At 70.7% G+C, this 20,907-nt stretch carries 21 protein-coding genes and 1 tRNA gene; 10 read left to right on the top strand and 12 right to left on the bottom strand.

Annotation, left to right across the window (positions count from 1 at the left end):
- Position 1: 1 nt before the first annotated feature.
- Together ACFVX9_RS03765 and ACFVX9_RS03760 are read right to left on the bottom strand one after the other, a co-directional pair.
- Complete coding sequence (locus ACFVX9_RS03765) at positions 2–751, bottom strand: hypothetical protein (RefSeq protein ID WP_387980193.1); 750 nt, start codon at positions 749–751, stop codon at positions 2–4.
- 8 nt (positions 752–759) lie between these two features.
- Positions 760–1,077 (bottom strand): hypothetical protein, encoded by a 318-nt coding sequence (locus tag ACFVX9_RS03760; RefSeq protein ID WP_045700742.1) that lies wholly within the window; start codon positions 1,075–1,077, stop codon positions 760–762.
- A 307-nt stretch (positions 1,078–1,384) separates the two neighbouring features.
- Here ACFVX9_RS03760 and ACFVX9_RS03755 point away from each other — a divergent pair, with 307 nt between their 5' ends.
- The 3 genes from ACFVX9_RS03755 (at position 1,385) to ACFVX9_RS03745 (ending at position 4,255) form a co-directional block, all read left to right on the top strand.
- The gene (locus tag ACFVX9_RS03755) at positions 1,385–1,828 is read left to right on the top strand and encodes a helix-turn-helix domain-containing protein (RefSeq protein ID WP_359905065.1); all 444 of its coding nucleotides are present in this window, start codon (positions 1,385–1,387) and stop codon (positions 1,826–1,828) included.
- A 632-nt stretch (positions 1,829–2,460) separates the two neighbouring features.
- Entirely contained in the window at positions 2,461–3,489 is a 1,029-nt protein-coding gene (locus tag ACFVX9_RS03750; RefSeq protein WP_387980190.1) for a C40 family peptidase, read from the top strand.
- 58 nt (positions 3,490–3,547) lie between these two features.
- Positions 3,548–4,255, top strand: coding sequence for a hypothetical protein (locus tag ACFVX9_RS03745; protein WP_387980188.1), 708 nt, complete (start codon positions 3,548–3,550; stop codon positions 4,253–4,255).
- A 102-nt stretch (positions 4,256–4,357) separates the two neighbouring features.
- Here the strand turns inward: ACFVX9_RS03745 and ACFVX9_RS03740 are convergent, their stop codons facing one another.
- The 3 genes from ACFVX9_RS03740 to ACFVX9_RS03730 form a co-directional block, all read right to left on the bottom strand.
- Positions 4,358–4,579, bottom strand: coding sequence for a hypothetical protein (locus tag ACFVX9_RS03740; protein WP_380374922.1), 222 nt, complete (start codon positions 4,577–4,579; stop codon positions 4,358–4,360).
- A gap of 142 nt (positions 4,580–4,721) precedes the next feature.
- Positions 4,722–4,952 carry a hypothetical protein gene (locus tag ACFVX9_RS03735; protein ID WP_387980186.1) on the bottom strand — a complete coding sequence of 77 codons (231 nt, stop codon included), beginning with the start codon at positions 4,950–4,952 and terminating at the stop codon, positions 4,722–4,724.
- Entirely contained in the window at positions 4,949–5,143 is a 195-nt protein-coding gene (locus ACFVX9_RS03730; protein WP_359914443.1) for a helix-turn-helix domain-containing protein, read from the bottom strand. The genes ACFVX9_RS03735 and ACFVX9_RS03730 overlap by 4 nt, the downstream gene beginning before the upstream one ends.
- Before the next feature lie 267 nt (positions 5,144–5,410).
- Between ACFVX9_RS03730 and ACFVX9_RS03725 the strand changes: the two genes are divergently transcribed.
- The 3 genes from ACFVX9_RS03725 (at position 5,411) to ACFVX9_RS03715 (ending at position 8,133) form a co-directional block, all read left to right on the top strand.
- Positions 5,411–6,028: a helix-turn-helix transcriptional regulator gene (locus ACFVX9_RS03725; protein WP_359914445.1), complete on the top strand. Its 618-nt coding sequence runs from the start codon at positions 5,411–5,413 to the stop codon at positions 6,026–6,028.
- A gap of 146 nt (positions 6,029–6,174) precedes the next feature.
- Positions 6,175–6,696 carry a hypothetical protein gene (locus ACFVX9_RS03720; protein WP_387980183.1) on the top strand — a complete coding sequence of 174 codons (522 nt, stop codon included), beginning with the start codon at positions 6,175–6,177 and terminating at the stop codon, positions 6,694–6,696.
- A 321-nt stretch (positions 6,697–7,017) separates the two neighbouring features.
- The gene (locus ACFVX9_RS03715) at positions 7,018–8,133 is read left to right on the top strand and encodes a tyrosine-type recombinase/integrase (RefSeq protein ID WP_380374928.1); all 1,116 of its coding nucleotides are present in this window, start codon (positions 7,018–7,020) and stop codon (positions 8,131–8,133) included.
- 79 nt (positions 8,134–8,212) lie between these two features.
- On the opposite strand, the gene ACFVX9_RS03710 is transcribed toward ACFVX9_RS03715, so the two are convergent.
- A tRNA-Val gene (locus tag ACFVX9_RS03710) sits at positions 8,213–8,284 on the bottom strand.
- Positions 8,285–8,452: 168 nt separating this feature from the next.
- On the opposite strand from ACFVX9_RS03710, the gene ACFVX9_RS03705 reads away from it, so the two are divergent.
- Both ACFVX9_RS03705 and ACFVX9_RS03700 read left to right on the top strand, forming a co-directional pair.
- Positions 8,453–9,814, top strand: coding sequence for a hypothetical protein (locus tag ACFVX9_RS03705; protein WP_380480137.1), 1,362 nt, complete (start codon positions 8,453–8,455; stop codon positions 9,812–9,814).
- A gap of 70 nt (positions 9,815–9,884) precedes the next feature.
- The gene (locus ACFVX9_RS03700; protein ID WP_063347431.1) at positions 9,885–10,115 is read left to right on the top strand and encodes a zinc ribbon domain-containing protein; all 231 of its coding nucleotides are present in this window, start codon (positions 9,885–9,887) and stop codon (positions 10,113–10,115) included.
- A 16-nt stretch (positions 10,116–10,131) separates the two neighbouring features.
- On the opposite strand, the gene ACFVX9_RS03695 is transcribed toward ACFVX9_RS03700, so the two are convergent.
- The 3 genes from ACFVX9_RS03695 to ACFVX9_RS03685 form a co-directional block, all read right to left on the bottom strand.
- The gene (locus ACFVX9_RS03695; protein WP_387980181.1) at positions 10,132–11,007 is read right to left on the bottom strand and encodes an HAD family hydrolase; all 876 of its coding nucleotides are present in this window, start codon (positions 11,005–11,007) and stop codon (positions 10,132–10,134) included.
- Positions 11,007–13,469 carry a phosphoribosyltransferase gene (locus ACFVX9_RS03690; protein WP_380480111.1) on the bottom strand — a complete coding sequence of 821 codons (2,463 nt, stop codon included), beginning with the start codon at positions 13,467–13,469 and terminating at the stop codon, positions 11,007–11,009. Before ACFVX9_RS03690 ends, ACFVX9_RS03695 begins: the two co-directional genes overlap by 1 nt.
- A gap of 164 nt (positions 13,470–13,633) precedes the next feature.
- On the bottom strand, positions 13,634–14,830 hold the full coding sequence (locus ACFVX9_RS03685; RefSeq protein WP_387980179.1) for an HpcH/HpaI aldolase/citrate lyase family protein: 1,197 nt from the start codon (positions 14,828–14,830) through the stop codon (positions 13,634–13,636).
- A 372-nt stretch (positions 14,831–15,202) separates the two neighbouring features.
- On the opposite strand from ACFVX9_RS03685, the gene ACFVX9_RS03680 reads away from it, so the two are divergent.
- Positions 15,203–16,393, top strand: a complete 1,191-nt coding sequence (locus ACFVX9_RS03680; protein WP_387980177.1) for a TerD family protein — start codon at positions 15,203–15,205, stop codon at positions 16,391–16,393.
- Between the two features lie 69 nt (positions 16,394–16,462).
- Here ACFVX9_RS03680 and ACFVX9_RS03675 read toward each other — a convergent pair whose 3' ends face one another.
- The gene (locus ACFVX9_RS03675) at positions 16,463–17,209 is read right to left on the bottom strand and encodes a hypothetical protein (protein WP_063347436.1); all 747 of its coding nucleotides are present in this window, start codon (positions 17,207–17,209) and stop codon (positions 16,463–16,465) included.
- A gap of 373 nt (positions 17,210–17,582) precedes the next feature.
- On the opposite strand from ACFVX9_RS03675, the gene ACFVX9_RS03670 reads away from it, so the two are divergent.
- Positions 17,583–18,758: a DUF2637 domain-containing protein gene (locus tag ACFVX9_RS03670; RefSeq protein WP_387980174.1), complete on the top strand. Its 1,176-nt coding sequence runs from the start codon at positions 17,583–17,585 to the stop codon at positions 18,756–18,758.
- Between the two features lie 70 nt (positions 18,759–18,828).
- Here ACFVX9_RS03670 and ACFVX9_RS03665 read toward each other — a convergent pair whose 3' ends face one another.
- Positions 18,829–19,932, bottom strand: coding sequence for a DUF475 domain-containing protein (locus ACFVX9_RS03665; protein WP_380343789.1), 1,104 nt, complete (start codon positions 19,930–19,932; stop codon positions 18,829–18,831).
- Between the two features lie 157 nt (positions 19,933–20,089).
- Positions 20,090–20,668, bottom strand: coding sequence for a TerD family protein (locus ACFVX9_RS03660; RefSeq protein ID WP_063347439.1), 579 nt, complete (start codon positions 20,666–20,668; stop codon positions 20,090–20,092).
- Positions 20,669–20,907 lie beyond the last annotated feature (239 nt).

Here is a 20,907-nt window from a genome sequence, read left to right as displayed (position 1 = left end):
GTTATCGCTTCAGTTCCTGCCAGCCCTTGGCCGAGGCTTGGGGGCTGCCCGGCTCGGCGACGAGGCTGGTGTAGTCGGTGGTGGAGTTGCCCGAGGGGGCGGGAATGCGCCAGTCGGTCGCGGACCAGGTCAGGTCGAGCGGGTAGACGCCCATGCGGGTCTGAATCCCGGCGCCGGGAACACTGGCGGTGTAGGTGGCCAGCAGCAGGACCTGGACGTTGTCGGGGCCGACCGAGCGCACCTGGTACTCGACGGGCGACAGGACGACGGAGGTCCCGGGCTGCAACTGGCCGCTCTTCGGCAGGCCGAGTCCCTTGCGCGTGGCGGCCGGGCCTTGGGCGAGGACGTCTGCGGCGTTGGACCAGGAGTCGACGGCGACGAGCCGGGCGACGGCCGCTGCGCGGTCGGGTTCAAGGGTGGAGCCGAGCTGGCGCCAGTACTCGACCGCCGCCGAAACAGCGCCTACCGTGGAATGCGGGTAGCCCACCTGAACCCCGTTGACGAGGCGCTCTCCGCGGACGAGCTGGAGCGGGCCGGTCAGCCCGGGGGCGGGCGACCCGGTGGAGTCCACACCGGTGACCGAGCCCGGCGGCGGGATGGCGGCCGGCGGCGTGAACACCTTGGGCCCGCGGGGCTCGCTGCCGGACTCGATGGCGACCCCTACGGCGACGAAGGCAAGCAGGCCAACGACACCGAGGAGGAGCAGCGGCAGAATCCGGCGGCGGGGGCGGTGGTCGAGGAACTGGTTCATGGCGTGGCCTAGGCCGCCGCGCCGAAAACGGTGTTCACGACGGGGATCGCGCATGCGGTCACGATCACGCCGCCCAGCGACCAGACCAGGCTCCTCTTCCCCTTCTCCGCGGAGTCGGGCCTGTTGGAGAGGTGGCCTATGCCCATCAGGCCGCCCGAGACCACCGCGGCGACGGCGCACGCGATCAGGGCGCCCCACTTCGCGTAGCTCAAGAGGAGGTTCGCGCCCTTGCTGCCGTTCGTCGGGTCGGCCGGTGCCGGATTCTGGATATCGGCGAGGTAGTGAACGTCAGCAAGGTGGTGAACGGCTTGCAGGGTGAGGGACATACCGGGCTCCCGGAAGGCAGACATGCCAGCGATCCCGCAGGATCCGTCCTGGTCAGAAGGAGCCGCCCCTGCTGTCGGGCACGGGGAGGCGGATGAAGCGGCCTTCACCTGGGTTCAGCACGGGGGGTCAGTGCTATTCACTCTGGCTAATTGGCCGTGAGCAAACGATAAACGCCCACGAGCCCGACGCGTCAACCAAAGTGAATGTGACTAGCCTCACCCGAACACTCTCTGTTTACGGTGGCTAATCGGCGTCACTGTGCGCAACGATGAGACCCAGTCAGATCTGAGGGGTGCTACGCGCGTCATGCCAGTCGAAGAATCCGCCGAGGCCGGGTCGATCGCGAGCCGGCTGAACCACCTGTTCGAGACGGTGCACCCTGCCGACCGGGGCCCGTACACCAACCCCGAAGTCGCCCAGGCGATCAACACGAAGGCCGGCCACCAGGTCCTCGGGCCCACCTATCTGTGGCAGCTGCGCAAGGGCAAGCGGACCGACCCAACGCACAGTCGCCTCAAGGCAATTGCCGACTTCTTTGGCGTCTCTCCGCTCTACTTCTACGAGGAGGAGATGGCGAAGCGGACCGACGAGCAGCTCCGCCTCGCAGGCGCGCTGCGCAATGCGTCGATCCGGCAGATGGTGCTCGACGCGGACGGGCTCTCGGAGCGCAGCATGGCGGCCATCACCACCATGATCCAATCCGCGCGGGCGATGGAGGGCCTACCCGACCCTGGGGTCGCGCCTGAGTGACGAGCGCCACACGCCAGGCCACTCGCCAGATCATCACAAACTCACACAGTCGGCACACTCCGGGTGGCCACTCGCATACAGTTCTGCGAGCCGGGAGGAGTGACCGGCCGACTACCGTCGCCTGCTCCATAGGACTGCCTCCCGATCAGGGAGGCATCTTTCATGAGCGCGTCGCAGCTCTGCGGCAACCGACAGCCGGTCCAGAGCACCCCTTCACAGGCACTGCGGCGAGCACTTGCGGCAGCCGCCCCACCAGCACTGGACGAACCGCCGCCGAACCGCCCGCTTGAGGCGGTGGAAGTCCGACCCCACATGGGCATCGCCGACGCCGTCCTCCACCTGGCATTCCCGGACCTGAGGCCCGCCGCCCTCCAGCACATCTTCGGACGCATCGGCGGCTAAGCCGCTCGCAGCAGACGCCGCGGCCGCGTGACGGTCGAACTCCGCCACCCCGCAAGAACCTCCCGGCGGTGAGGCACGCCTAACGAGATTCACTTTGGCTAACTAGTGGCACTGATCACCCTCACTCTGGTTGACCAGAGTGGGTCACATCAGCCTATGGTTCGATCAATTCCAATTAGCTGATGTGAATCGGCCGCGCGCCTCCGACGCGCCGGCCTCAGAGGTGGCACGTGAAGAAGGCAGCCCATCTGGCGCTGACAGGCGTTCTGGCGCCCTTCGGGGTGGTTCTTGGCATCGCACTCTCCGGCGGAGGAACTGCCTCCGCTACCCCGGCCGTCTCCCCCGGCGGGTTGGGTTGCTTCAAGCCGGCGGCACCCGGGCAGGCCACTGCGGACGGACAGCAGCTGACGACCGAGCAGATCAACAACGGCCAGATCATCTATCAGGTCTCGGTCCAGCTCAAGCTGCCGCCACAGGCGGCGGTGGTCGCGATCGCGACCGCCTTGCAGGAGTCGACGCTTAGGAACCTCAGTTCCGGAGACCTGGACTCGGTCGGCCTGTTCCAGCAGCGCCCGTCGCAGGGCTGGGGCTCATCTGCACAGATCACGGACCCCGTCTACGCCGCGACCAAGTTCTACGCCGCGCTGGTGAAGGTTTCGGGATGGGAGACCCTGCCGGTCACCGTGGCCGCCCAACGAGTCCAGGCGAGCGCGTTCCCCTCCGCCTACGCGAAGTGGGAGAGCACCGCTCAGCAGCTGGTGGCCACCTACAGCGGGAACGCCACGAACTGTTCGCTCGGCAACGGCGACGGCCAGACGACGACCGAGGCCACCAGCCTCCCCGCCGGCTTCTCCCTCCCGGCCGGAACGCCCGTCCAGATCGTGACCGCGATCAAGTTCGGCATCTCTAAGCTCGGGATGCCCTACCAGTGGGGCGGCACCGGCGATCCGAGTTACGACTGCTCCGGCCTGATGCTCCGCGCGTACGAGGCCGCCGGCATCAAAATCAGCAGGACGACTTTCGAGCAGGTCTTCAACGGGACGCCGGTCTACGCCGCATCGCAGCTAAAGCCGGGCGACCTCATCTTCCTGGCCGGGAGCGACGGCACGCCGACCTCGCCCGGTCACGTCGGGATGTACCTCGGGTCGAACCTCGTCCTGGACGCGCCGCGCACAGGCAAGAACATCCAGATCACCACCTTCACCGGCGGATACTGGGACAAGCAGGCGGTCGCCTTCCGGCGGATCGTTCCCTCGTAGCTTCTGGTTGATCTTGTCCTGGCCCGGCAGCACTGCCGCCCCAACGTAAGCAGGGAACATGATCCAACATTCGTGGAGCCGGACGGTCCGCGAACTCTCCGAACGGACGGAGCTCGCGCGCAGTGCCGCGTCCAGGGTGGAATCCGCTCGCGACCGGCCCCCCGGTGACCACGCTCAGGACGAGCGCGACAGCCGAGAACAGCTGTTCTCCACCGTCGCGCTCAGCCGGGCGCGGGACGCCGCTCTGCTCAAGGCCGCCCGGTTCGCCCTCCGCCGTCGTGCCGCCGGCCGACCCGCACCATTGTGGCTTCCGCACGGGCGGGTTCTGCCCGGAGCAGCTACCCCTCGCCGGTGGCGAAGCGCCGCCGTTTTCCGGGACGATGCCGGGATCTGGCGGGTGATCCCGCAGCCAGGCCCCGAGCGCCTCGTCGGCCTTCCGGAAGATGACACGCTGGTCCTGGAGGTGGCCGAGCAGGCGCGACTCCTGCGCGCCAGCCTGCTCGGGCATCAGAACCGTGACGCCTACTACGAGGTGTTCAAGCCGGACGGCCGGCGCGGGCAGGGCACTTCGGTCCCGCCCATCGCCGTGCTGAGCAGCAAGACCAGCTGGAAGGTGCAGACGTGGCTGCACCCCGGCCTCGGGATGCGGGTACAGGCCGATCTGGAGGAGGAGTTCCAGCAGGCCAACCTTGACCGCCACGCGGTCTGGGAGCGGTCCAGGGCCTACAGCGCCGCGGTGGTGAAGCTGCTGGGCCGCGTTGGCTAACCTGGCCGACGGCAACCTCGGCCAATGACTCGGCTCACGTGCACAGGCAGAAGGCCGGGGGCCTCACCGTTCCTGGTGAGGCCCCCGGCCTTCTGCCTGTCTTCACTCTCTGGCCAGCGTCCCCCTGTCGGTGGCGGTCCACCCGGCGCGTTCGTCCTGGCCGTCCGAGGGCGGCCACTGGACGTGAACGCCTCCGGGGCGGACGTCGAGGATCAGTCCACGCAGGTACTGGCCGGAGCCGTCCTTGGTGGTCGCCATCCAGTGCCGACCTATCCAGGTGGTGGGAGGCTGCTCGGAGTAGCGGTCGTGGGTGAAGCTGTGCATGGTGAACTCCTGCGGTGGTGGTAGCGGTTTCGGCGCCGTTCTGTCGGGACGAGCGGCTCTGGTCACGGCGGGCGGGGCGGGAGCGGACATCCGTCTTCGCCGGTCGGCCGGCGAGCGGGGGCACTGGCCCGCCGTCGTCGCGTCACCGTGCTGCCCCGTTCCATCCGCGGCTGTCGCGCACCAAGCCTGCCGAGCCCCAGAGCCTGACGTCGGACGGCCGGTAGCGCCGAAGGCCATCAGGGGTCTCGGTGTACTTGGGGCCGGTGCCCGCACCACCCAGTTCCCGCAGGTCCGCGCTCGTGATGCCGAGGTAGACCGCCGCGTCGTCCGCGGACCACCATGGGCGGCGAGTCGTGCCGAGCTGTCGCTTCATCGCCCGCTCCCCGTGTCGGAAGAGCGGGTTTCCAACCACTGCCGCACGTCCCGCGGGTCGTACCGCCTGTGGCGCCCCACCTTGTAGCTCCGCGGTCCGGTGCCCTTCCAGTTCATCTGGTAGATCGACTGCGTCGGCACACCCAGGAACTCCGCGAGCTCCTGCAAGGTCCACAACCTGTCCGTACTCATGAGCACTCACATCTCGTCCACTTGTCATTTCGACAATTCTGCTTGTCGTTTGGACAACCGAGATGAGCATCGAACAACACGGGCGCGATTGTCAATGCGACACATGAACTTGTCATTTCGACAATCTTGGCGCCATCCACCTGGGACCAGTCGCCCCGCAAGAGGGCTGCTTGTCGAATCGACGCACGCCGGCGGGCCTGCGGGTTGTCGATTGCACAATCGAGAGGCGATGAGTAGAGTTGCCGATACGACAAGCAAGGAGGCCAGATGTCGAGCGACTCGGCCCCGCCGACCCTGTCGGTGAGCGACGCGGTAGCGCTTCGGGTGAAGGAGGCCCGAAATCGACGTGGGTGGACGGTGAAGCAACTGGCAGCCGCCTGCCACGATGCCGGCGCGACCAAGCTGACGGCCCCCGTCCTGGCCAACATCGAGACGGGTCGGCGCGACACGAACGGCGTTCGACGGCGCGAGCTTTCGATCGACGAAGTCGTGGCCCTCGCAGTGGCGTTGGACATCTCGCCGATCCACCTGCTTGGCCTGCCGGACGAGGCCGTACCGGGCACGAAGCTCCTGCTGACTCCCGAACTGGCGGTCAGTGACGGCGAGTTGCTGATGGAGTGGTTCAGCGGGCAGAAGGCTCTGCCTCAGAGCGACTCCCGGCAGTTCTACTCGACGGCCATCCAGCGGAGGCCGGCTGGAGACAGTCAGCGGACCCTCGCTGACCTCACCAGCTCGGTGCTCCAGGACCGGGCCGCCGCGATGACCGCGGCCTTCAACTCGGAGATGGCAGCGACCCTGGAGAAGATCAACGCTGCGGTTCAGTCGGGCTCAAGCCCGGAAGAACTCGCCGCCCTGCTCAAGCCCGGCGACTCCGACTCGAAGTAGGGCAGCCACAGCAAGCACCCGGCGTTCGGCACCGCCGCGACGCCAGTTCAGCGAACCCGATTGCGCGACCGACCGGTCCCGCACCCGTACGGGCAGAAAAAGAGGCGATCTTATGACATGCATATATCAACGATTGGCAGAAGACCATGCTCCACGCTCGGATCGAGGACCGCGGTAAGCACGCGGACTACCTGCTGGCCGTCGGACGCGCTCGCGCGGCCGGCCGCACCCCTCCGGCCCGCTACCGCGTCCGCTGGCGCGACGAGTCGGGTACTTCCCACAGCCTGAGCGTGCCGACCCTGCACCTCGCGGCGGCCGCGCGGGCCGATATCGCCCACGGCCGGGCGCCGGTGACGCTCAACCGCCTGGTCGATCACTGGTCGTCCCTGCCGGTGCAATCCACCCGGCCAGGGGCGCCGAGGTTCCCGAACCGCAGGCCGCTCGACCTGCACGTGCTGCCGCGCCTGGGGCGCAGGCTCGCCATCACGATCACCCGAGCGGACGTCGAGCGCCTGATGGCAGATCTGCACGCCGAAGGCCGGCTTAGCGTCACCACGATCAACGGCATCCTCGCAGCGCTCAAGCGCGTCCTGGAACTCGGCGTCCGCAACAGGCACTTGCCCTGCAACCCCGCGTTCGGCATCTGGCCGCTCCCCCGACCGGCCTGATCTCCGGCCAAGCCCCCTGGCCTCCGGCCTCCTCCGTTCCGCACCACGTCGTCGTCGCCATCTGCGCCACGTGCGGATCACCGATAAACCATGCAACCCGAAATGCGGCAGAAGCCGCGCATTCGAACGGGCAGAAAGAAGGAATGGATATGACCATGAACACTGCAAGGCAGATCCAGGTGATTTATGTCCCGCGTTTGGATAGAAGACCGAATTAACCATGCCGACTTCAAGGCGGCAGTAGCGAAGGCAAAGTCCAGCGGACGCACTGCTCCCGGCAGGTTCCGCGTGCGATGGTACGACCCGGACGGCCAGGCTCGCATGAAGACCGTCCGGCGAAAGGTCGATGCCGAAGCCACTCGGACTGAGCTGGAGGAAAAGCTCGGCAACGGAACCTACCGAGACCCATCTGCGGGCCGCACGAAGTTCGCAGAGATTGCGGAAGAGTGGTTCACGGCCAAGCTCAATGTGAAGCGTTCGACGCGCGCCAGGTACCGCATCGCGCTCGACACATACGTGATCCCCAAATGGGGATCAACTCCGGTCGCTCGCATCCAGTTCGACGGCATCGCCAAGTGGCTCAGCGACATCCTCGCGGACTCCGTATCCAACGGAAAACCCCTCTCCGCGAGCACCATTCGGAAGATCCACGTCGTCCTTAAGGGAGTACTGGACTATGCAGTGCGTGCGCGCCGGATTGCCTATAATCCGGCAATCGGAATCCCGCTCCCTCGCTACGTCCCGCCGGAGCACGTTTACCTGGACAACGTGCAGGTGGAAAACCTCGCTGACGCTTGCGGCGAGTATCGGACGCTGATCCTATTTCTTGCCTATACCGGAGTCCGCTGGGGCGAAGCCACGGCAATCAAGATCAGTCGCGTAAACCTTGCCACCCGACGCGTTCGGATCGCCGAGACGTGGAGTCGAGACAAAGGCGGCCTATACCTCGACACTCCGAAGAACCATGAGCGCCGCTCGGTTCCAGTGCCCGCGTTCCTTCTCAAGGAACTCGAATTGCTGATGGCCGGCCGCGATCCAGACGACCTTCTCTTCACGGCCCCCGAGGGCGGAAAGCTGATCGTCGGCAACTTCACGCGTCGGCGGTTCAAGAAGGCTCTGGAGAGCGCTGGCCTGGCAGACCTCGGCATCACGCTTCACAAACTGCGGCACACTGCGGCTTCCCTGGCAATCGCCAGCGGCGCCGACGTCAAGGTGGTCCAGACCATGCTGGGCCACAAGACCGCGACCCTGACGCTGGACACGTACGGTCACCTCTGGCCGGACCGTCTGGATGAGGTGTCAGACCGGCTCGACAGCCAGCGGTCGAAGGTGCTCAAGCTGGCGAAGAAGAAGGCCGAGAAGGCACAGAAGAAGGCGGCCAAGCTCGCCGCCGAAGTCGCTGCCTTGGAGGCAGCTGCCGACGCCGCTGCGGCGTGATGTGTTCTAAATGTGTTTCGGGCCGTGGTGTCGGCTCTTTCGAGCTGCCACCACGGCCCTCTGACCTGCATATTCGCTGTGGGCGCGGACGGTTTCGAACCGCCGACATCTGCTTTGTAAGAGCAGCGCTCTACCACTGAGCTACGCGCCCCCTGTCGTGGCCCGGTGGGGGCACGACGACTGCCTAGGGTACCTGGTCCCGGGGGGTGCTGTGGTGCGGGTGGTCGGGGAGTGGGACGGGTGGGGGTGCCGGTGGGGTGGGGTGATCGGGAAGAATGGGGGTGGATCAGCGGGTCGGAGCAGGGAGCGCGCAGTGACGGTGGCCGGCGGGAGCGGGCGGGGGTGGCGTCGGGCGGGGAGTGCGCTGGCCGACGCACTGGTGGTGCCGGTGGTGCTGGCGGGTGCGCTGGGTGCGCTGGGGCTGGCCTCGGCCGGGACGGGCGGCTGGTGGGGTCGGCGCGGCGGGGAGGGTGTGCGGGCGGACGCCAAGGCGGCCCGGGACGCCGCGCAGGAGGCGTTCTACGAGCTGGACTCGACGCAGCGCGAGGTGCAGTTGGCGGTGGAGACCGTCCGGGCGGCCGAGGACGAGGCGACGGCCCGCCGGGCGCTGGCGGACCTGGCGGGGATCACCGGCCGGGTGGACCAGGTCACCGTGAACTACCTGGGCGCGCTGGACGCGTACAACCTGGACGACGAGGCGCTGGACGCCGGCGCCGCGGCGCGGGCCCGGCGCCAGCTGGAGGACGTGAAGGGGCAGCTCGGCTCGGCCCGGGCGGAGCTGAACGACTTCCTCCAGCGGCTGCAGCCGGCCCTCCAGCGCGCCGAGCAGCAGCTGATGCGGGTCACCCCGGCGGTGGAGCAGGCGAAGCGCGCGCTGCTCCAGGCGAGCAACGCGCTGGACGCGGTGCGCGGCGCCGGGCTGCTGGCGGACGACCTGGCGGCCCGGCTGGCCGAACTGGCGCCGGAGCTCGGGCTGCTGAACGAGGGGCCGGCCCGGCACGGGGTGGCGCCGACGCTGCGGCGCGCGGACGACGTCCGGCAGCGCGCCGAGGCGATCGCGGCCGACGCCGGTCAACTGCCGGAGCGGGCGCGGGAGATCGACCGGCGGGTGGCGAGCCTGCGGACCCGGATCCAGGCGCTGGAGACCAAGGCGGAGACGGTCGAGCCGGCGCTGAGCGAACTGCGCCGCCGGTTCAGCTCGGCCTGCTGGCAGGACCTCCAGCGGGTGTCGGAGCAGGTCGCGGAGACCGGGCGGGCGGCGGAGCGCAAGCTCGCCGAGGCCGCCCGGGCCCGGGACGAGCAGCGCTGGGCGGACGCGACGGGCGCGATCGGTACGGTGCGCGCGCTGCTGGACACCGCGGACGGGTCGGTGGTCGCGGTGAACGAGCGGCTGCGGCAGCTGAACGAGGTACAGCACGACCCCCACCGGGAGGTGGAGCGGGCCCGGTTCGCCCTGCGCGACGCGCAGCGGCTGGCGATGACGGGCCGCAGCGCGCCGGACCCGCGGCACGCCGCCCCGCTGGACGAGGCGGTGGCGCGGCTGGACCGGGCCGTGGCCACCCTGGAAGCGGCCGGCCGGCACCCCGACTACTGGCACTTCCTGACCGAGCTGGCGGGCGTGCGGGAGACGGCGGCGCAGGTGATCGGGCTGATCCGCGGCGATCTGGGCGGGCACCGGTAGCACCCCCAGTAGGACGCCAACAGGGCACCGACAGGACGTCGGCAGGGCTCCGCCTGGGTACCCTGCCGGTATGCCACGCTACGACTTCCGCTGCCGCTCCTGCGGCGCCACCTTCGAACTCCGCCGCCCGATGGCGCAGGCCGGCGCCCCCGCCGTCTGCCCGCAGGGCCACGAGGACACCGTGAAGCTGCTGTCCGCCGTCGCCGTCACCGGCTCCGCTTCGGGCGGCGCCCCGCGCCAGGCCCCCTCCGGCAACGGTGGTGGCGGAGGGGGCTGTTGCGGCGGCGGCTGCTGCGGCTGACCGCTGCCGCTTCCGCTCAGGAAGCGACGGGCGCGCCGGGCACGCCGGGCACGACGGGCACGCCGGACGCGGCGGCCACCCGGGCGAGGAAGCGTCGGGCGATCTCCTCCCCCGCCGCCACCCCCACCTCGTCGAGGGCGGTGACGCCGGGGGCGGTCCAGCCGCCGTCGGCGAGTTCGCCGTGCCCGGGCCGCCAGGCGGCGTCGGCGGCGAGCAGCAGGTCGGCGTCGAGCAGTGAGTCGCCGGCCGCGAGCACGGTGGACGCGCCGGTGCGCCGGACGGCTTCGGCGAGGGCGGCGCTCTTGCTGAGCGGCGCGGGGACGGCGTAGACCTTGCGGCCCTGGAGCGAGACCGTCCAGCCGCGTCCGGCGCACCAGCCGGTCAGCTCGTCGAGCCAGCCGCCGGGCAGTGCGGCGCGCTCGACGACGAGGTAGGCGAACAGCCCGTCGGCGACGCGGCGCTTGTGCGTCCACTCCGGGTCGGCGCTCAGGGCGAGCTGCCGGACGACCTCCTCCAGCGGGGCCGCACCGGAGGCGAGCCGCGCGGTGATCTCGGTGCGCCAGTCCTGGTCGGGCACGCCGTCGACGAGCAGGTGCCCGCCGTTGCCGCAGATCGCGTACGCGGGGACCCAACCGGGCGTCGGGCCGGGCAGGTTGATCCGCTCGTACTGGGCGAGGGTGCGGGTGGTGGCGGGGACGAACCAGGCCTGCCGGACGAGTTCGACGAGCAGCGCGGCGGCCTGTTCGGTCATGAACGAGAGCGCCTTGCCGTCGTGCACCTCGACGGAGAGCAGCCGGGGCGCGAGCCGGTCGGGGACGTCCAGGGCGAGGGCCCGGTTGGAGTAGACGAGCGTCCGGTCGAGGTCGCTGGCGACGAGGACATCGGCGTTCATCAGGACTCCTTCACCACAACGGTCCTACCGGAGGCCCCGGTCGCTCCCCGACTGTAGCGGGGGTGGATGAGGCCGACGCAGGAGTACGGCAGGCCGTCCACCTCCTCGACCTCGACGCCGCGCTGGGCGGCGAGCAGCCGGACGTGGTCGAGGTCGGCGCCGGCGCCGCGCCGGGCGAGGACCCGCCAGGGGACGCGGCGCAGCAGCACCCGGGTGGTCTCGCCGACGCCGGGCTTGACCAGGTTGACGCTGTCGATGCCGTACTCGGTGCTGATCCGTTCGACGGCGGCCCAGCCGGCCCAGTCGGGCGTGCGGTCCGGGGCGGTGGACAGCCGGTCGGCGGCGGCGACGGCCTCCGGGCGGACGGCGTCGAAGTGGTCGGCCACGGTGTCGAGGAAGGCGGCGGAGACGTCCGCGCCGGCCAGTTCGGCGTAGTGCTTGGCCCCGTGGAAGTCGTCCGGGCCGATCAGGCCGGGCCGCAGCACGGTGCGCGAGACCAGGCCGGAGACGGTGGAGTTGAGGCAGGCGGAGGGGATCAGGAAGTCGTCCCGGGTGCCGTAGGTGCGCGCGCAGCGGCCGGGGTCGGCGAGGACGGCGAGGTCCGGGTCGAAGCCGGTGCCGGCCAGGGCCTCGGCGAGTTCGCGGGTGATCGCGCCCTTGCCGGTCCAGCCGTCGACGAACACGACGTCGCCGGCGCGGTGGTGGGCGGCCAGGTAGCGCAGGGCGACCGGGTCGATGCCGCGGCCGCGGACGATGGAGACGGCGTAGTGCGGGGTGTCGAGGCCGTGGGCGTGGGCGAGCCAGCGGCGGATCAGGATGCCGACGGGCGTGCCGGCCCGGGCCAGCGAGGCGAGCACCAGGCCGGGGCCGCGCTCGCGCAGCAGGGTCTCGGCGACGGTGCCGGCGGCGAGCGCGATGCGGCGGGCGGAGGCGCGCAGCGCCTGGTGGAACAGCTCCTGGTACTCGGGGCTGGGCTGGTACTCGACCGGCAGCGACTCGGCGTAGTGCGCGCCGCCGTTCTGGACGGCCTCCTCGCGCTCCTCGGTGGGGGCTTCGAGCGGGACGCCGGAGAGGTCCTTGAGCAGCCAGGCCACCTCGTCGGGCCGGTAGGAGGAGAACGCCGGGCCGTACAACGGGGACGGCAGGCGGGAAGGCCCGTGGGGCGGCCGATGGGAGGGCAGCCGGACCGGCCGGTGGGAGGGCAGCACCGCGAGCACCACCTGGTCGGTGACCTGCCGCAGCTGGCCGAGCAGGGCGCGCTCGCCCTCGCGCAGGGCGGGGGTGTCGGCGACGTCGTCGACCACCAGCACGACCGCGTCGAAGCGGCGGGCCGGGTCGCTGCCGGGGGCGACGTTGTAGGCGTAGCGCTCGCGCGACGCGTCGTCCTGCGGGTCGTCGTGGGCGGGGAAGGCGAGGCGGGTGCGGATGGCGTAGCCGGGGTCGTCCACGGCGAGGACGGGCGAGCGGGTGGTGGTGGAGTAGCGGACGCGGTCGCCGCCCAGCCGGTCGGCGAGTGCGCCGGCCAGCCGCAGCGGGGCGTACATCAGCTCCTCGAAGCCGAGGACCAGCACGCGCCGCGCCGTGGCGGGCAGTGCGTCGGCCAGCTGTCCGGCCAGGCGGGGCAGGGCGGCGTCCAGTCGGGCGCGGTCGCGGGCGGTGAACCCGTGCCGGCCGCCGTCGGGGAGCCCGGCGGGCCAGTCCAGGTCGACCCGGGCGAGCGGTGCGGGCGTTCCGGGGGGTGCGGCGGGGGCGGGGGCGGCCTCGGCTATCAGCCGCTCGGCGCGGTCCAGGACGTCGGCGGGCAGCTGGACGGCGCCGCTGGCGGTGGCCACCAGGTCGAGCCGGACGCCGAGTTCGGCGGCGGTGTCGGCGAGCCGGCGGCGGTCGGCGGTGGAGCGCAGGTCGACCAGGGCGACGACGACGTAGTGGTCGCGGGGGTGGCGGGCGTGCAGTTCACGGATGGTGTTGAGGACCGTGCGGCCGGTCGAGAACTCGTCGTCGACCAGCACCAACGGGCCGTCACCGGCGAGGAGTTCGGGATCGGCGGGGAGCAGCAGGTGCGAGGTGGCGTGCGAGTGCTCCTCCTCGAAGCCGCCGAGCGGGGGCACGCCGGGCACCGGGCGGCGGGTGGAGTGCAGGTACGGGGCGGCGAGGCCGTCGGCGACGCTGTGGCCGAGGCCGGTGGCCGTCTCCGCGTAGCCGAGGACGACGGCCCGCGCGGCGGCCTCGTCGCCGAGCAACTCGCGTACCTGCCGGCCGAGTTCGAGCCCGGCACCGTGGACGACCGCGGGCCGCTGCGGGACGTGCTTGCCGAGCACGGTGGAGACCAGCAGGTGGGCGCGCTTCGGGTTCTGGGAACGCAGGGCCAGGCCCACGAGTTCGGGGAGGCGGTCCGATCCGGTCAGGGCGATGCCGGCCCGGTCGGCGACCCAACGGCCGGTCCACGTCTGCTGTGCTGTCACTGCTGGTCCTGCCTTCGCATGGTGCGGTGGTGCGGTCTTCGCATGGTGCGGTGGTGCGGTCTTCGCATGGTGCGGTGGTGCGGTCTTCGGATCAGTCGGATAGGTCGGATCGGTCGGATCGGTCGGGCCGTTCAGGCCGGCTGCGGACAGCCCCCTCAGCCCCCTCACTCCCCGCACAGGCAGGCCGCGAGCAGCTCCGCGAAGCTCACGTCCTCCCGGGCCACCCCGAACACCTCCGCCCGCAGCAGCACCCGCTCCGCCCAGGCCCGGTGCGGCCGGGCCTCGTTCATCTTGTTGGTGTACGCCGAGCGCAGGACCCCGCCGCCGTCCTGCTCCTGCCGGAGGATGTCCCGGGCGTCGCAGTACTCCTCGTGCGTGACCACGGAGAGGGCGTGCACGGCGGGGACGTGGCTGGGGTGGATGCAGGTCTTGCCGAGCAGGCCGTTGGCCCGGTCGAGCTCGACCTCCCGGATCAGCCCGTCCAGGTCGTGCTCGATGATCCGCCGGCGGACCTCCTCGCCGGAGGCCCGGGCCGTCCCGGGGGCCTCGGCGAACGGCGTGCGGCGCAGCTGCGGCTTGAACATCCGCTCCTGGACCGGGAAGTACTCCCAGACCGGACCGGTGACGGTGTACCCGGTGCCGTCCGCCCGGCCGAGCACGTTGACCACGTCGCCGATCACCGCCGAGACCAGGGCGACGTCGTACGCGGTGAGGTCGGGCGAGCGGCGCAGGCCGTACGCGGAGCAGAGGTCGGTCACGCCGAGGCGGACGGCGAGCACCCGCTCCCGGTGCCCGGCGAGCAGGTCGGCGATGCCGAAGAGCTGCTGGCGCCTGGTCTCCAGGTGGGCGAGTTCGGGTGACTCCAGGACGGGCATGGCGAACAGCCGGCGCCCGGTAACGGCCTCGGCGGCGGCCAGGGCGGCCAGGTACGCGCCGCCGGTCTCCGTGGTGAACTTCGGCAGGACGAACCCGCTCAGCAGCTCGACGGCCGGCCCGAGCCGCTCGGCCAGGTCGAGGATCTGGGAGGCGGCTCGAACTCTGATGAAGAGCAGGGGGTGGCTTTGTGTGCAGTCGGTGAAATCCCTGACCAGGTCATTCAACTGCTCGATCAGGTTCCGCTCCCCCGCGTCCACCTCGTGGTCGGCGATCGCGTCCTCCAGGCAGAGCACCATCGACACCACGCCCCGAGCAGCCTGTTTGCGGATGTCGGCGGCCAGCGCGGGCCGGGTGGCGGGGCTGTAGAGGGTGCCGCCGAGGGCGGTGGCCAGCACCGTTGCCTCGCTCCGCGCGGTGAACGGCCGGGGCGGTTCGAGGAAGAGGCGACCGCGTACGTCGTCGGCGAGGTGGCCGAAATGGCGCAAGGTGCTCTCCTCAGAGGTTTGACGGCCGCCGGTCCGTTGCCGGGGCGTGCGGCGGCGCGGGACGACACCGCGATCCAGCGGTGCGACACCATGGTTAACCGGTCCACGGGGCTCCGTGGTTCCCGGACGGACGCCGGCGGGCCCCCTCCGCCCGACCCCGGCGGGCCCTTGGACCGCCCATCGTACGGACGGATTCCGGCCGTCCCCGGTTCCTCGGCACTGAACTCCCGGAACATCGCCGTCCAGATCACCGATCACCGGTCGAGCACCGGCAAACCCCCGGCAAGCGCAAGTCTTGGCAAAGTCCGACCCGGTTCCGACGGTCCCGGTCACGTTGTCCGAAGGGGTGGCGAACGGGCAGGATGGTCGGCTATGACGCACGTGATGGCCAAGGGCGCCAACATCGCACTGCCGGCTGCGGCGGTCCGCGCCGTGCTGCGCTGGAGCGCCACGCCCGGTGCGCCGGACGTGGACGCGTCCGCGCTGCTGCTCGGCGCCACCGGCAAGGTCCGTTCGGATGCCGACTTCGTCTTCTACAACCAGCCGCGGCACCCCTCCGGCCTGGTGCGCCACCTGCCCAAGCAGCAGACCTCCGGCGGCGCCGAGATCATCGACACGATCGAGGTCGAACTCGCCAAGCTGCCCGCCGACGTCGACCGGGTGGTGCTGGCCGGCTCCTCCGAGGGCGGCTCCTTCCGCACGGTGCCCGGGCTGCGCCTGCTGCTCTTCGACGCCACGGCCGGGGACGGCGCGCCCGCACTCGCCGAGTTCGCGATCTCCGACGGCGAGAACGTCACCGCCCTGGTCGCGGGCGAGCTGTACCGGCGCTCCGGCGCCTGGAAGTTCCGGGCGATCGGCCAGGGCTACACCTCCGGCCTGATCGGCCTGGCCACCGACTTCGGCATCACCGTCGACGACGAGGCGGAGGCCGACGCGGCCCCGGCGGCGGCCTCGACGGCCACCCCCACCGTCCCCCCCACCGCCGCCGTCGACCCCCGCAGCACCCCGCTGCCCGCCCCGCGCCCGACCGCCCCGCCCGAGCCCGGCACCTTCACCCTGGCCCCGGCCGTCCCGCAGCCGTCGGCCACCCCCCAGGGCCGGCCCCAGCAGCAGCCCGCCGCGGCCGCCACCGGCGCGGTGCCGCCACCGCCGACCGCGCCGCCCGCCGTTCCCCCGGCCACTGCGCCGGCCCCGCCCGCACCCCCGGCCCACCAGCCCGGCACCGGGTACGGCTACCCGCACCAGCCGCAGCCCCAGCAGCCGCCCGGCACCGGCTACGGCTATCCGCAGCAGCAGCCCGGTACCGGCTACGGGTACCCGCAGCCCACCCCCCAGCCGTACCCGCAGCAGCAGGGCGCCGGCTACGGCTACCCGCACCAACAGCAGCAGCCCGCCCCGCAGCAGCACCCCGGCAGCTACGGCTACCCGCACGCCGGCACCGGCCAGCAGCCGCCGGCCCAGGCCCCCGCGCAACCACCGGCCCAGGCCCAGGCACCGGCCCAGCCGCCCACCGGCGAGGAGTTCGCCCTGCCGCCGCAGGGCCCGCAGTTCCAGCCCCGCTGATCGGCCTGCCCAGGGCATGACCGCCGCCCGGCTCCGACCGGACCGAACAGGGCCCAGGCCGGACAGGGTCTAGTCGGAGCCGCCCTGGCTCTTGTACCCGCGCTGCCACTGCAGCCCGAACCCGTACAACCGGTCGATGTCCGCCTGGAACCCGTTGACGTACCGCACCTCACGGCGCACCGTCAGCTGGTTGTCCCCCGCGTTCTCGATCAGCACCACCGCGCACGAGCGCGCCGCCCGGGCCCGTTCGTCCAGCTTGATCTCGATCCGCGGCCCGGTCTGCGGCACGATCGTCACCACCGCGTGGGACTGCTCGAAGGCCGGCGTGCCGTCGTAGATGTAGACGAAGATCAGCAGCCGTTTGAACTTGTCCTTCTTCTCCAGGTTGACGTACATCGTCTCGCCGGACGGCGCCCCGTACTGGTCGTCGCCGCTGAGCTTGATGTACGGCGGTTGCCGGAGGTCGCCGAAGTAGCCGCCGAGCGGCTGCACCACGCCGCTGCTCCCGTCGGACAGTTCGTACATGCACGCCAGGTCGAGGTCGACGTTGACCTGCTCGTTCTGCACCGAGTCCGGCTCCAGCGGGCGCAGGATGCGGGGGCTGAAGAGGCGCTTGGCGCGTTCCCGGGCACTGGGCCGGACGGCCCCGGAGCGGGTGGTCCAGTGCAGGTTGACGTAGAGGTAGCCGGTGGTGGCCGCGGCCCCGGTGATCGCGTGCTGCGGGGTCGACTTGGTGAGTATGACCTTGTGCTGACCGCCCGGGTTGTCGAAGGTGTAGTTCCGCTCCCCGCGCAGGTACTCCCAGATCGAGACCATCCCGCCCTCTCCCCCTGCTCCCGTCAGGCGATCTGACGGTCCGCCGCTCCATGATCGGGCATCAGCCCGGCCCTCGGATACCCAAACCTCCCCCTCCCCTACCCCGTCGGGCCCCCCGGCGCTCACCGCCGGGTCGACGAGTGGAGCGGTCGGCGGGTCGATTGGCGGGAGGAAGCCCCCCTCCCGTAGCATGCCGCCCCTTCGGACGCGATATCGTCTAGCCGCACAGGTGTCCCGTCCGCCCCTGCGCGGGTGCGGCGGGTACGCCGTGCGGCGACGAACGAATCGTCAGGCGCTCCCCGAGTACCGGGAGCTGACCGCCTGTGTCGCTCTGTGAACCCGTCCCCTGCGGAAACCCGAGGCCCGACCCGCAATGAACCTGACCTCCATACAGCTGGTCTGGACCGTCGTCGGCGGCGCAGCCCTGCTGTTCGTCGCCGTCCTGCTGGCGACGCTGCGTTTCAAGAACACGAAGAAGGAAGAGGCCGGCGACTCCTGGGAGCGCAGCGAGGAGCGTCGGCGGCGCAAGGAGATGATCTACGGCATCTCCTCCTACACGCTGCTGTTCTGCTGCGCCGGTGTCGCGGCCGCGCTGTCCTTCCACGGCCTGGTGGGCTTCGGCAAGGAGAACCTGGGGCTGTCCGGCGGCTGGGAGTACCTCGTCCCGTTCGGCCTCGACGGCGCCGCGATGTTCTGCTCGGTGCTCGCCGTGCGCGAGGCCAGCCACGGTGACGCCGCGCTCGGCTCCCGCCTGCTGGTCTGGGTGTTCGCGATCGCCTCGGCCTGGTTCAACTGGGTGCACGCGCCGCGCGGCGTGACGCACGACGGCGCCCCGCAGTTCTTCTCCGGCATGTCGATCTCGGCGGCGATCCTGTTCGACCGCGCGCTGAAGCAGACCCGCAAGGCCGCGCTGCGCGAGCAGGGGCTCGTGCCGCGCCCGCTGCCGCAGATCCGGATCGTCCGCTGGCTGCGCGCCCCGCGCGAGACCTACGCGGCCTGGTCGCTGATGCTGCTGGAGAACGTCCGCAGCCTGGACGAGGCGGTCGAGGAGGTGCGCGAGGAGCGCCAGGCCAAGCTGGACGCCAAGGTGCGGGCCCGCACGGCCGACCGCCGCGAGCGGGCCGAGCTGAAGGCCATCTCCCGCCAGGGCGGCATGCTCGCCCGGGCCCGCGGCGGCCGCCAGGTGCCCGCGCTCACGGCTGCCGGCGACGGCCAGACCGCTACGGAGCCTGCCCTAGCCGCCGAGTCGGACACCGCCTCCTCGTACCAGGCCGCCTCGGGCCCGCTGGAGCCGGCCGCGCTGGACGCCGGCCGCCGCCCGCGTGCCGCCGTCGGCTCGTCGTACGCGCCGTCCTCCTCGGCGTCCTCCTCGTCCTCGTCCTCGTCCTACTCGTCGTCCTACTCCTCGTCCTCGTCCGTCGGATCGGCCTCGGGCTCGTCCTACCGCAGCTCGGCCATCGATCTGACGGCCGACGACGACACCCTGTCGATGCCCAAGCTGGACTCGCTGGAGCGCAAGCTGCGCGCGATCGAGCAGCAGCTCGGCTGAGCGGGCGCACCGCGACGCGAAACGGCCGCCCCCGGATTCCCGGAGGCGGCCGTTTCGCGTACCCGGCGGACTACTCGCCGGTACTCGTACCCACCAGTTCCGGTTCGTCCTGCGCGCCCTCGCGCCGGTTGCGCAGGATCGACGAGCCGAGCGCCAGCCCGATGAAGGCGACGCCGATCAGGCCGGTGACGATCTCCGGGATGTGGTACTTGATCCCGACCAGCAGGATCACCGAGAGCGCGCCGATCGCGTAGTGCGCGCCGTGCTCCAGGTAGACGTAGTCGTCCAGGGTGCCCTTGCGGACCAGGAAGACGGTCAGCGAGCGGATGTACATCGCGCCGATGCCCAGGCCCAGGGTGATCTGGAAGATGTCGCTGGAGATGGCGAACGCGCCGACCACGCCGTCGAAGGAGAACGAGGCGTCCAGGACCTCCAGGTAGAGGAAGAGGAAGAACGCGGCCTTGCCGCCGACCTGGAGGATCGACTTGCCGGACTTCTCGGCCGCCTCCTCGCGCTCGGCGTCCTCCTCCAGACCCGATTCGAAGATCGAGGAGAGGCCGCCGACCACGAGGTAGGTGATCAGGCCGAGGACACCGGCGAGCAGAACGGTTTCAGCGTGCTCCCCGGCGAAGAAGTTGGAGGCCAGCACCAGCACGACCAGTGCGACGACGCTGGAGAAGGCGTCCAGCTTGCCGACCTTCTCCAGCGGGCGCTCGATCCAGCCCAGCCAGTTGTGCTCCTTCTCGTCGTCGAACACGAAGTCGAGGAAGATCATGAGCAGGAAGACGCCGCCGAAGGCCGCGATGGCGGGGTTGGCCGCCTCCAGGTACTGGCCGTAGGTCAGGCCGTCGTGCGTCGCGTCGGAGTGCAGCGCGAGGTCGATGACCGTCGCGGGGTTGAGCTTCGCGGTGAGGCCGACCACCAGCAGCGGGAAGACCAGCCGCATGCCGAAGACGGCGATGAGCACGCCGACGGTCAGGAAGATCTTCTGCCAGTACGGGTTCATCCGCTTCAACACCGTGGCGTTGACCACCGCGTTGTCGAACGACAGGGAGATCTCCAGGATGGAGAGGATCAGCACGATGCCGAATCCTTGGGCCCCCCAGAGCAGTCCGGCCGCGATCAGGCCTAGGACGGTGATCGCGAACGACCAGCCGAAAGTGCGGAGGAACACGGGACTTGGTTACCTTTCGGGTTTCGGGCCGTGCCGGGGGCGGCCTCGTCCCGAGACGCCCTGACCGGGCCGGGCCCGGTCAGGTCACCCCCGCACTGCCTTCTGTTCTCATGATCGTAGGTTGGGTGCGATTGTTCTGATTTTCGCCTTTTCGCCCTTACTGTACGTTTACGCCGAAGTCGAGGGCGATGCCGCGCAGGCCGGAGGCGTAGCCCTGGCCCACCGCGCGGAACTTCCACTCGCCCGCGTAGCGGTACAGCTCGCCGAAGATCATCGCGGTCTCGCTGGACGCGTCCTCGGACAGGTCGTAACGGGCGATCTCCTGGCCGTCGAGGGAGTTGGCGACCCGGATGTAGGCGTTGCGGACCTGCCCGAAGTTCTGCAGCCGCGCCTCGGCGTCGTAGATCGACACCGCGAAGACCACCTTGTCCGCCTGCGCCGGCACCAGGTCCAGGTTGACCAGGACCACCTCGTCGTCGCCGTCGTCCTCGCCGCCGGTGAGGTTGTCACCGGTGTGCTCGACCGAGCCCTCGGGGCTCTTGAGGTTGTTGTAGAAGACGAAGTACTCGTCACCGAGCACCCGGCCGCCACCACAGATCAGGGCGCTCGCATCGAGGTCGAACGGTGCGCCCGTGGTCGAACGGGCGGACCAGCCGAGGCCGATCTGGACCTGCGTCAGGTTCGGCGCGGCCTTGGTGAGCGAGACGTTCCCGCCCTTGGCGAGCGTGACCACCATGACTGTTCTTCCTCCCTTGCCTTCTCCCGGGGCGCGCCTACAAGGTGTAGTCCCCCACGGCCCGGGCCGGCCCCGTTTGGCCGGCTGAACTTCCTGAACTCACATCCTCGCAGCGCACGGAGCCGGCACGAAGCCGGGGCGGGGGAGGGAAGGCTCAGAGGGGCGTGGGCGCCCAGGCCAAAGAACATCCAAGAGAAGAAAAGGAATATCGCAAGATCGCCCCATCGGCGGCGAGTTAT

The organism is Kitasatospora sp. NPDC058243, from assembly GCF_042882025.1.
GTDB lineage: Bacteria > Actinomycetota > Actinomycetes > Streptomycetales > Streptomycetaceae > Kitasatospora.
The sequence above is the reverse complement of the archived record's forward strand: the minus strand, read 5'-3'. Positions and strand labels throughout refer to the sequence as shown.

Excerpts from the sequence above, each read along its gene's own strand:
- ACFVX9_RS03765 (WP_387980193.1), bottom strand. The coding sequence starts at position 751 with ATGAACCAGTTCCTCGACCACCGCCCCCGCCGCCGGATTCTGCCGCTG.
- ACFVX9_RS03760 (WP_045700742.1), bottom strand. The coding sequence starts at position 1,077 with ATGTCCCTCACCCTGCAAGCCGTTCACCACCTTGCTGACGTTCACTAC.
- ACFVX9_RS03755 (WP_359905065.1), top strand. The coding sequence starts at position 1,385 with ATGCCAGTCGAAGAATCCGCCGAGGCCGGGTCGATCGCGAGCCGGCTG.
- ACFVX9_RS03745 (WP_387980188.1), top strand. The coding sequence starts at position 3,548 with ATGATCCAACATTCGTGGAGCCGGACGGTCCGCGAACTCTCCGAACGG.
- ACFVX9_RS03740 (WP_380374922.1), bottom strand. The coding sequence starts at position 4,579 with ATGCACAGCTTCACCCACGACCGCTACTCCGAGCAGCCTCCCACCACC.
- ACFVX9_RS03735 (WP_387980186.1), bottom strand. The coding sequence starts at position 4,952 with ATGAAGCGACAGCTCGGCACGACTCGCCGCCCATGGTGGTCCGCGGAC.
- ACFVX9_RS03730 (WP_359914443.1), bottom strand. The coding sequence starts at position 5,143 with ATGAGTACGGACAGGTTGTGGACCTTGCAGGAGCTCGCGGAGTTCCTG.
- ACFVX9_RS03725 (WP_359914445.1), top strand. The coding sequence starts at position 5,411 with ATGTCGAGCGACTCGGCCCCGCCGACCCTGTCGGTGAGCGACGCGGTA.
- ACFVX9_RS03720 (WP_387980183.1), top strand. The coding sequence starts at position 6,175 with ATGCTCCACGCTCGGATCGAGGACCGCGGTAAGCACGCGGACTACCTG.
- ACFVX9_RS03715 (WP_380374928.1), top strand. The coding sequence starts at position 7,018 with ATGAAGACCGTCCGGCGAAAGGTCGATGCCGAAGCCACTCGGACTGAG.
- ACFVX9_RS03700 (WP_063347431.1), top strand. The coding sequence starts at position 9,885 with ATGCCACGCTACGACTTCCGCTGCCGCTCCTGCGGCGCCACCTTCGAA.
- ACFVX9_RS03695 (WP_387980181.1), bottom strand. The coding sequence starts at position 11,007 with ATGAACGCCGATGTCCTCGTCGCCAGCGACCTCGACCGGACGCTCGTC.
- ACFVX9_RS03680 (WP_387980177.1), top strand. The coding sequence starts at position 15,203 with ATGACGCACGTGATGGCCAAGGGCGCCAACATCGCACTGCCGGCTGCG.
- ACFVX9_RS03675 (WP_063347436.1), bottom strand. The coding sequence starts at position 17,209 with ATGGTCTCGATCTGGGAGTACCTGCGCGGGGAGCGGAACTACACCTTC.
- ACFVX9_RS03670 (WP_387980174.1), top strand. The coding sequence starts at position 17,583 with ATGAACCTGACCTCCATACAGCTGGTCTGGACCGTCGTCGGCGGCGCA.
- ACFVX9_RS03660 (WP_063347439.1), bottom strand. The coding sequence starts at position 20,668 with ATGGTGGTCACGCTCGCCAAGGGCGGGAACGTCTCGCTCACCAAGGCC.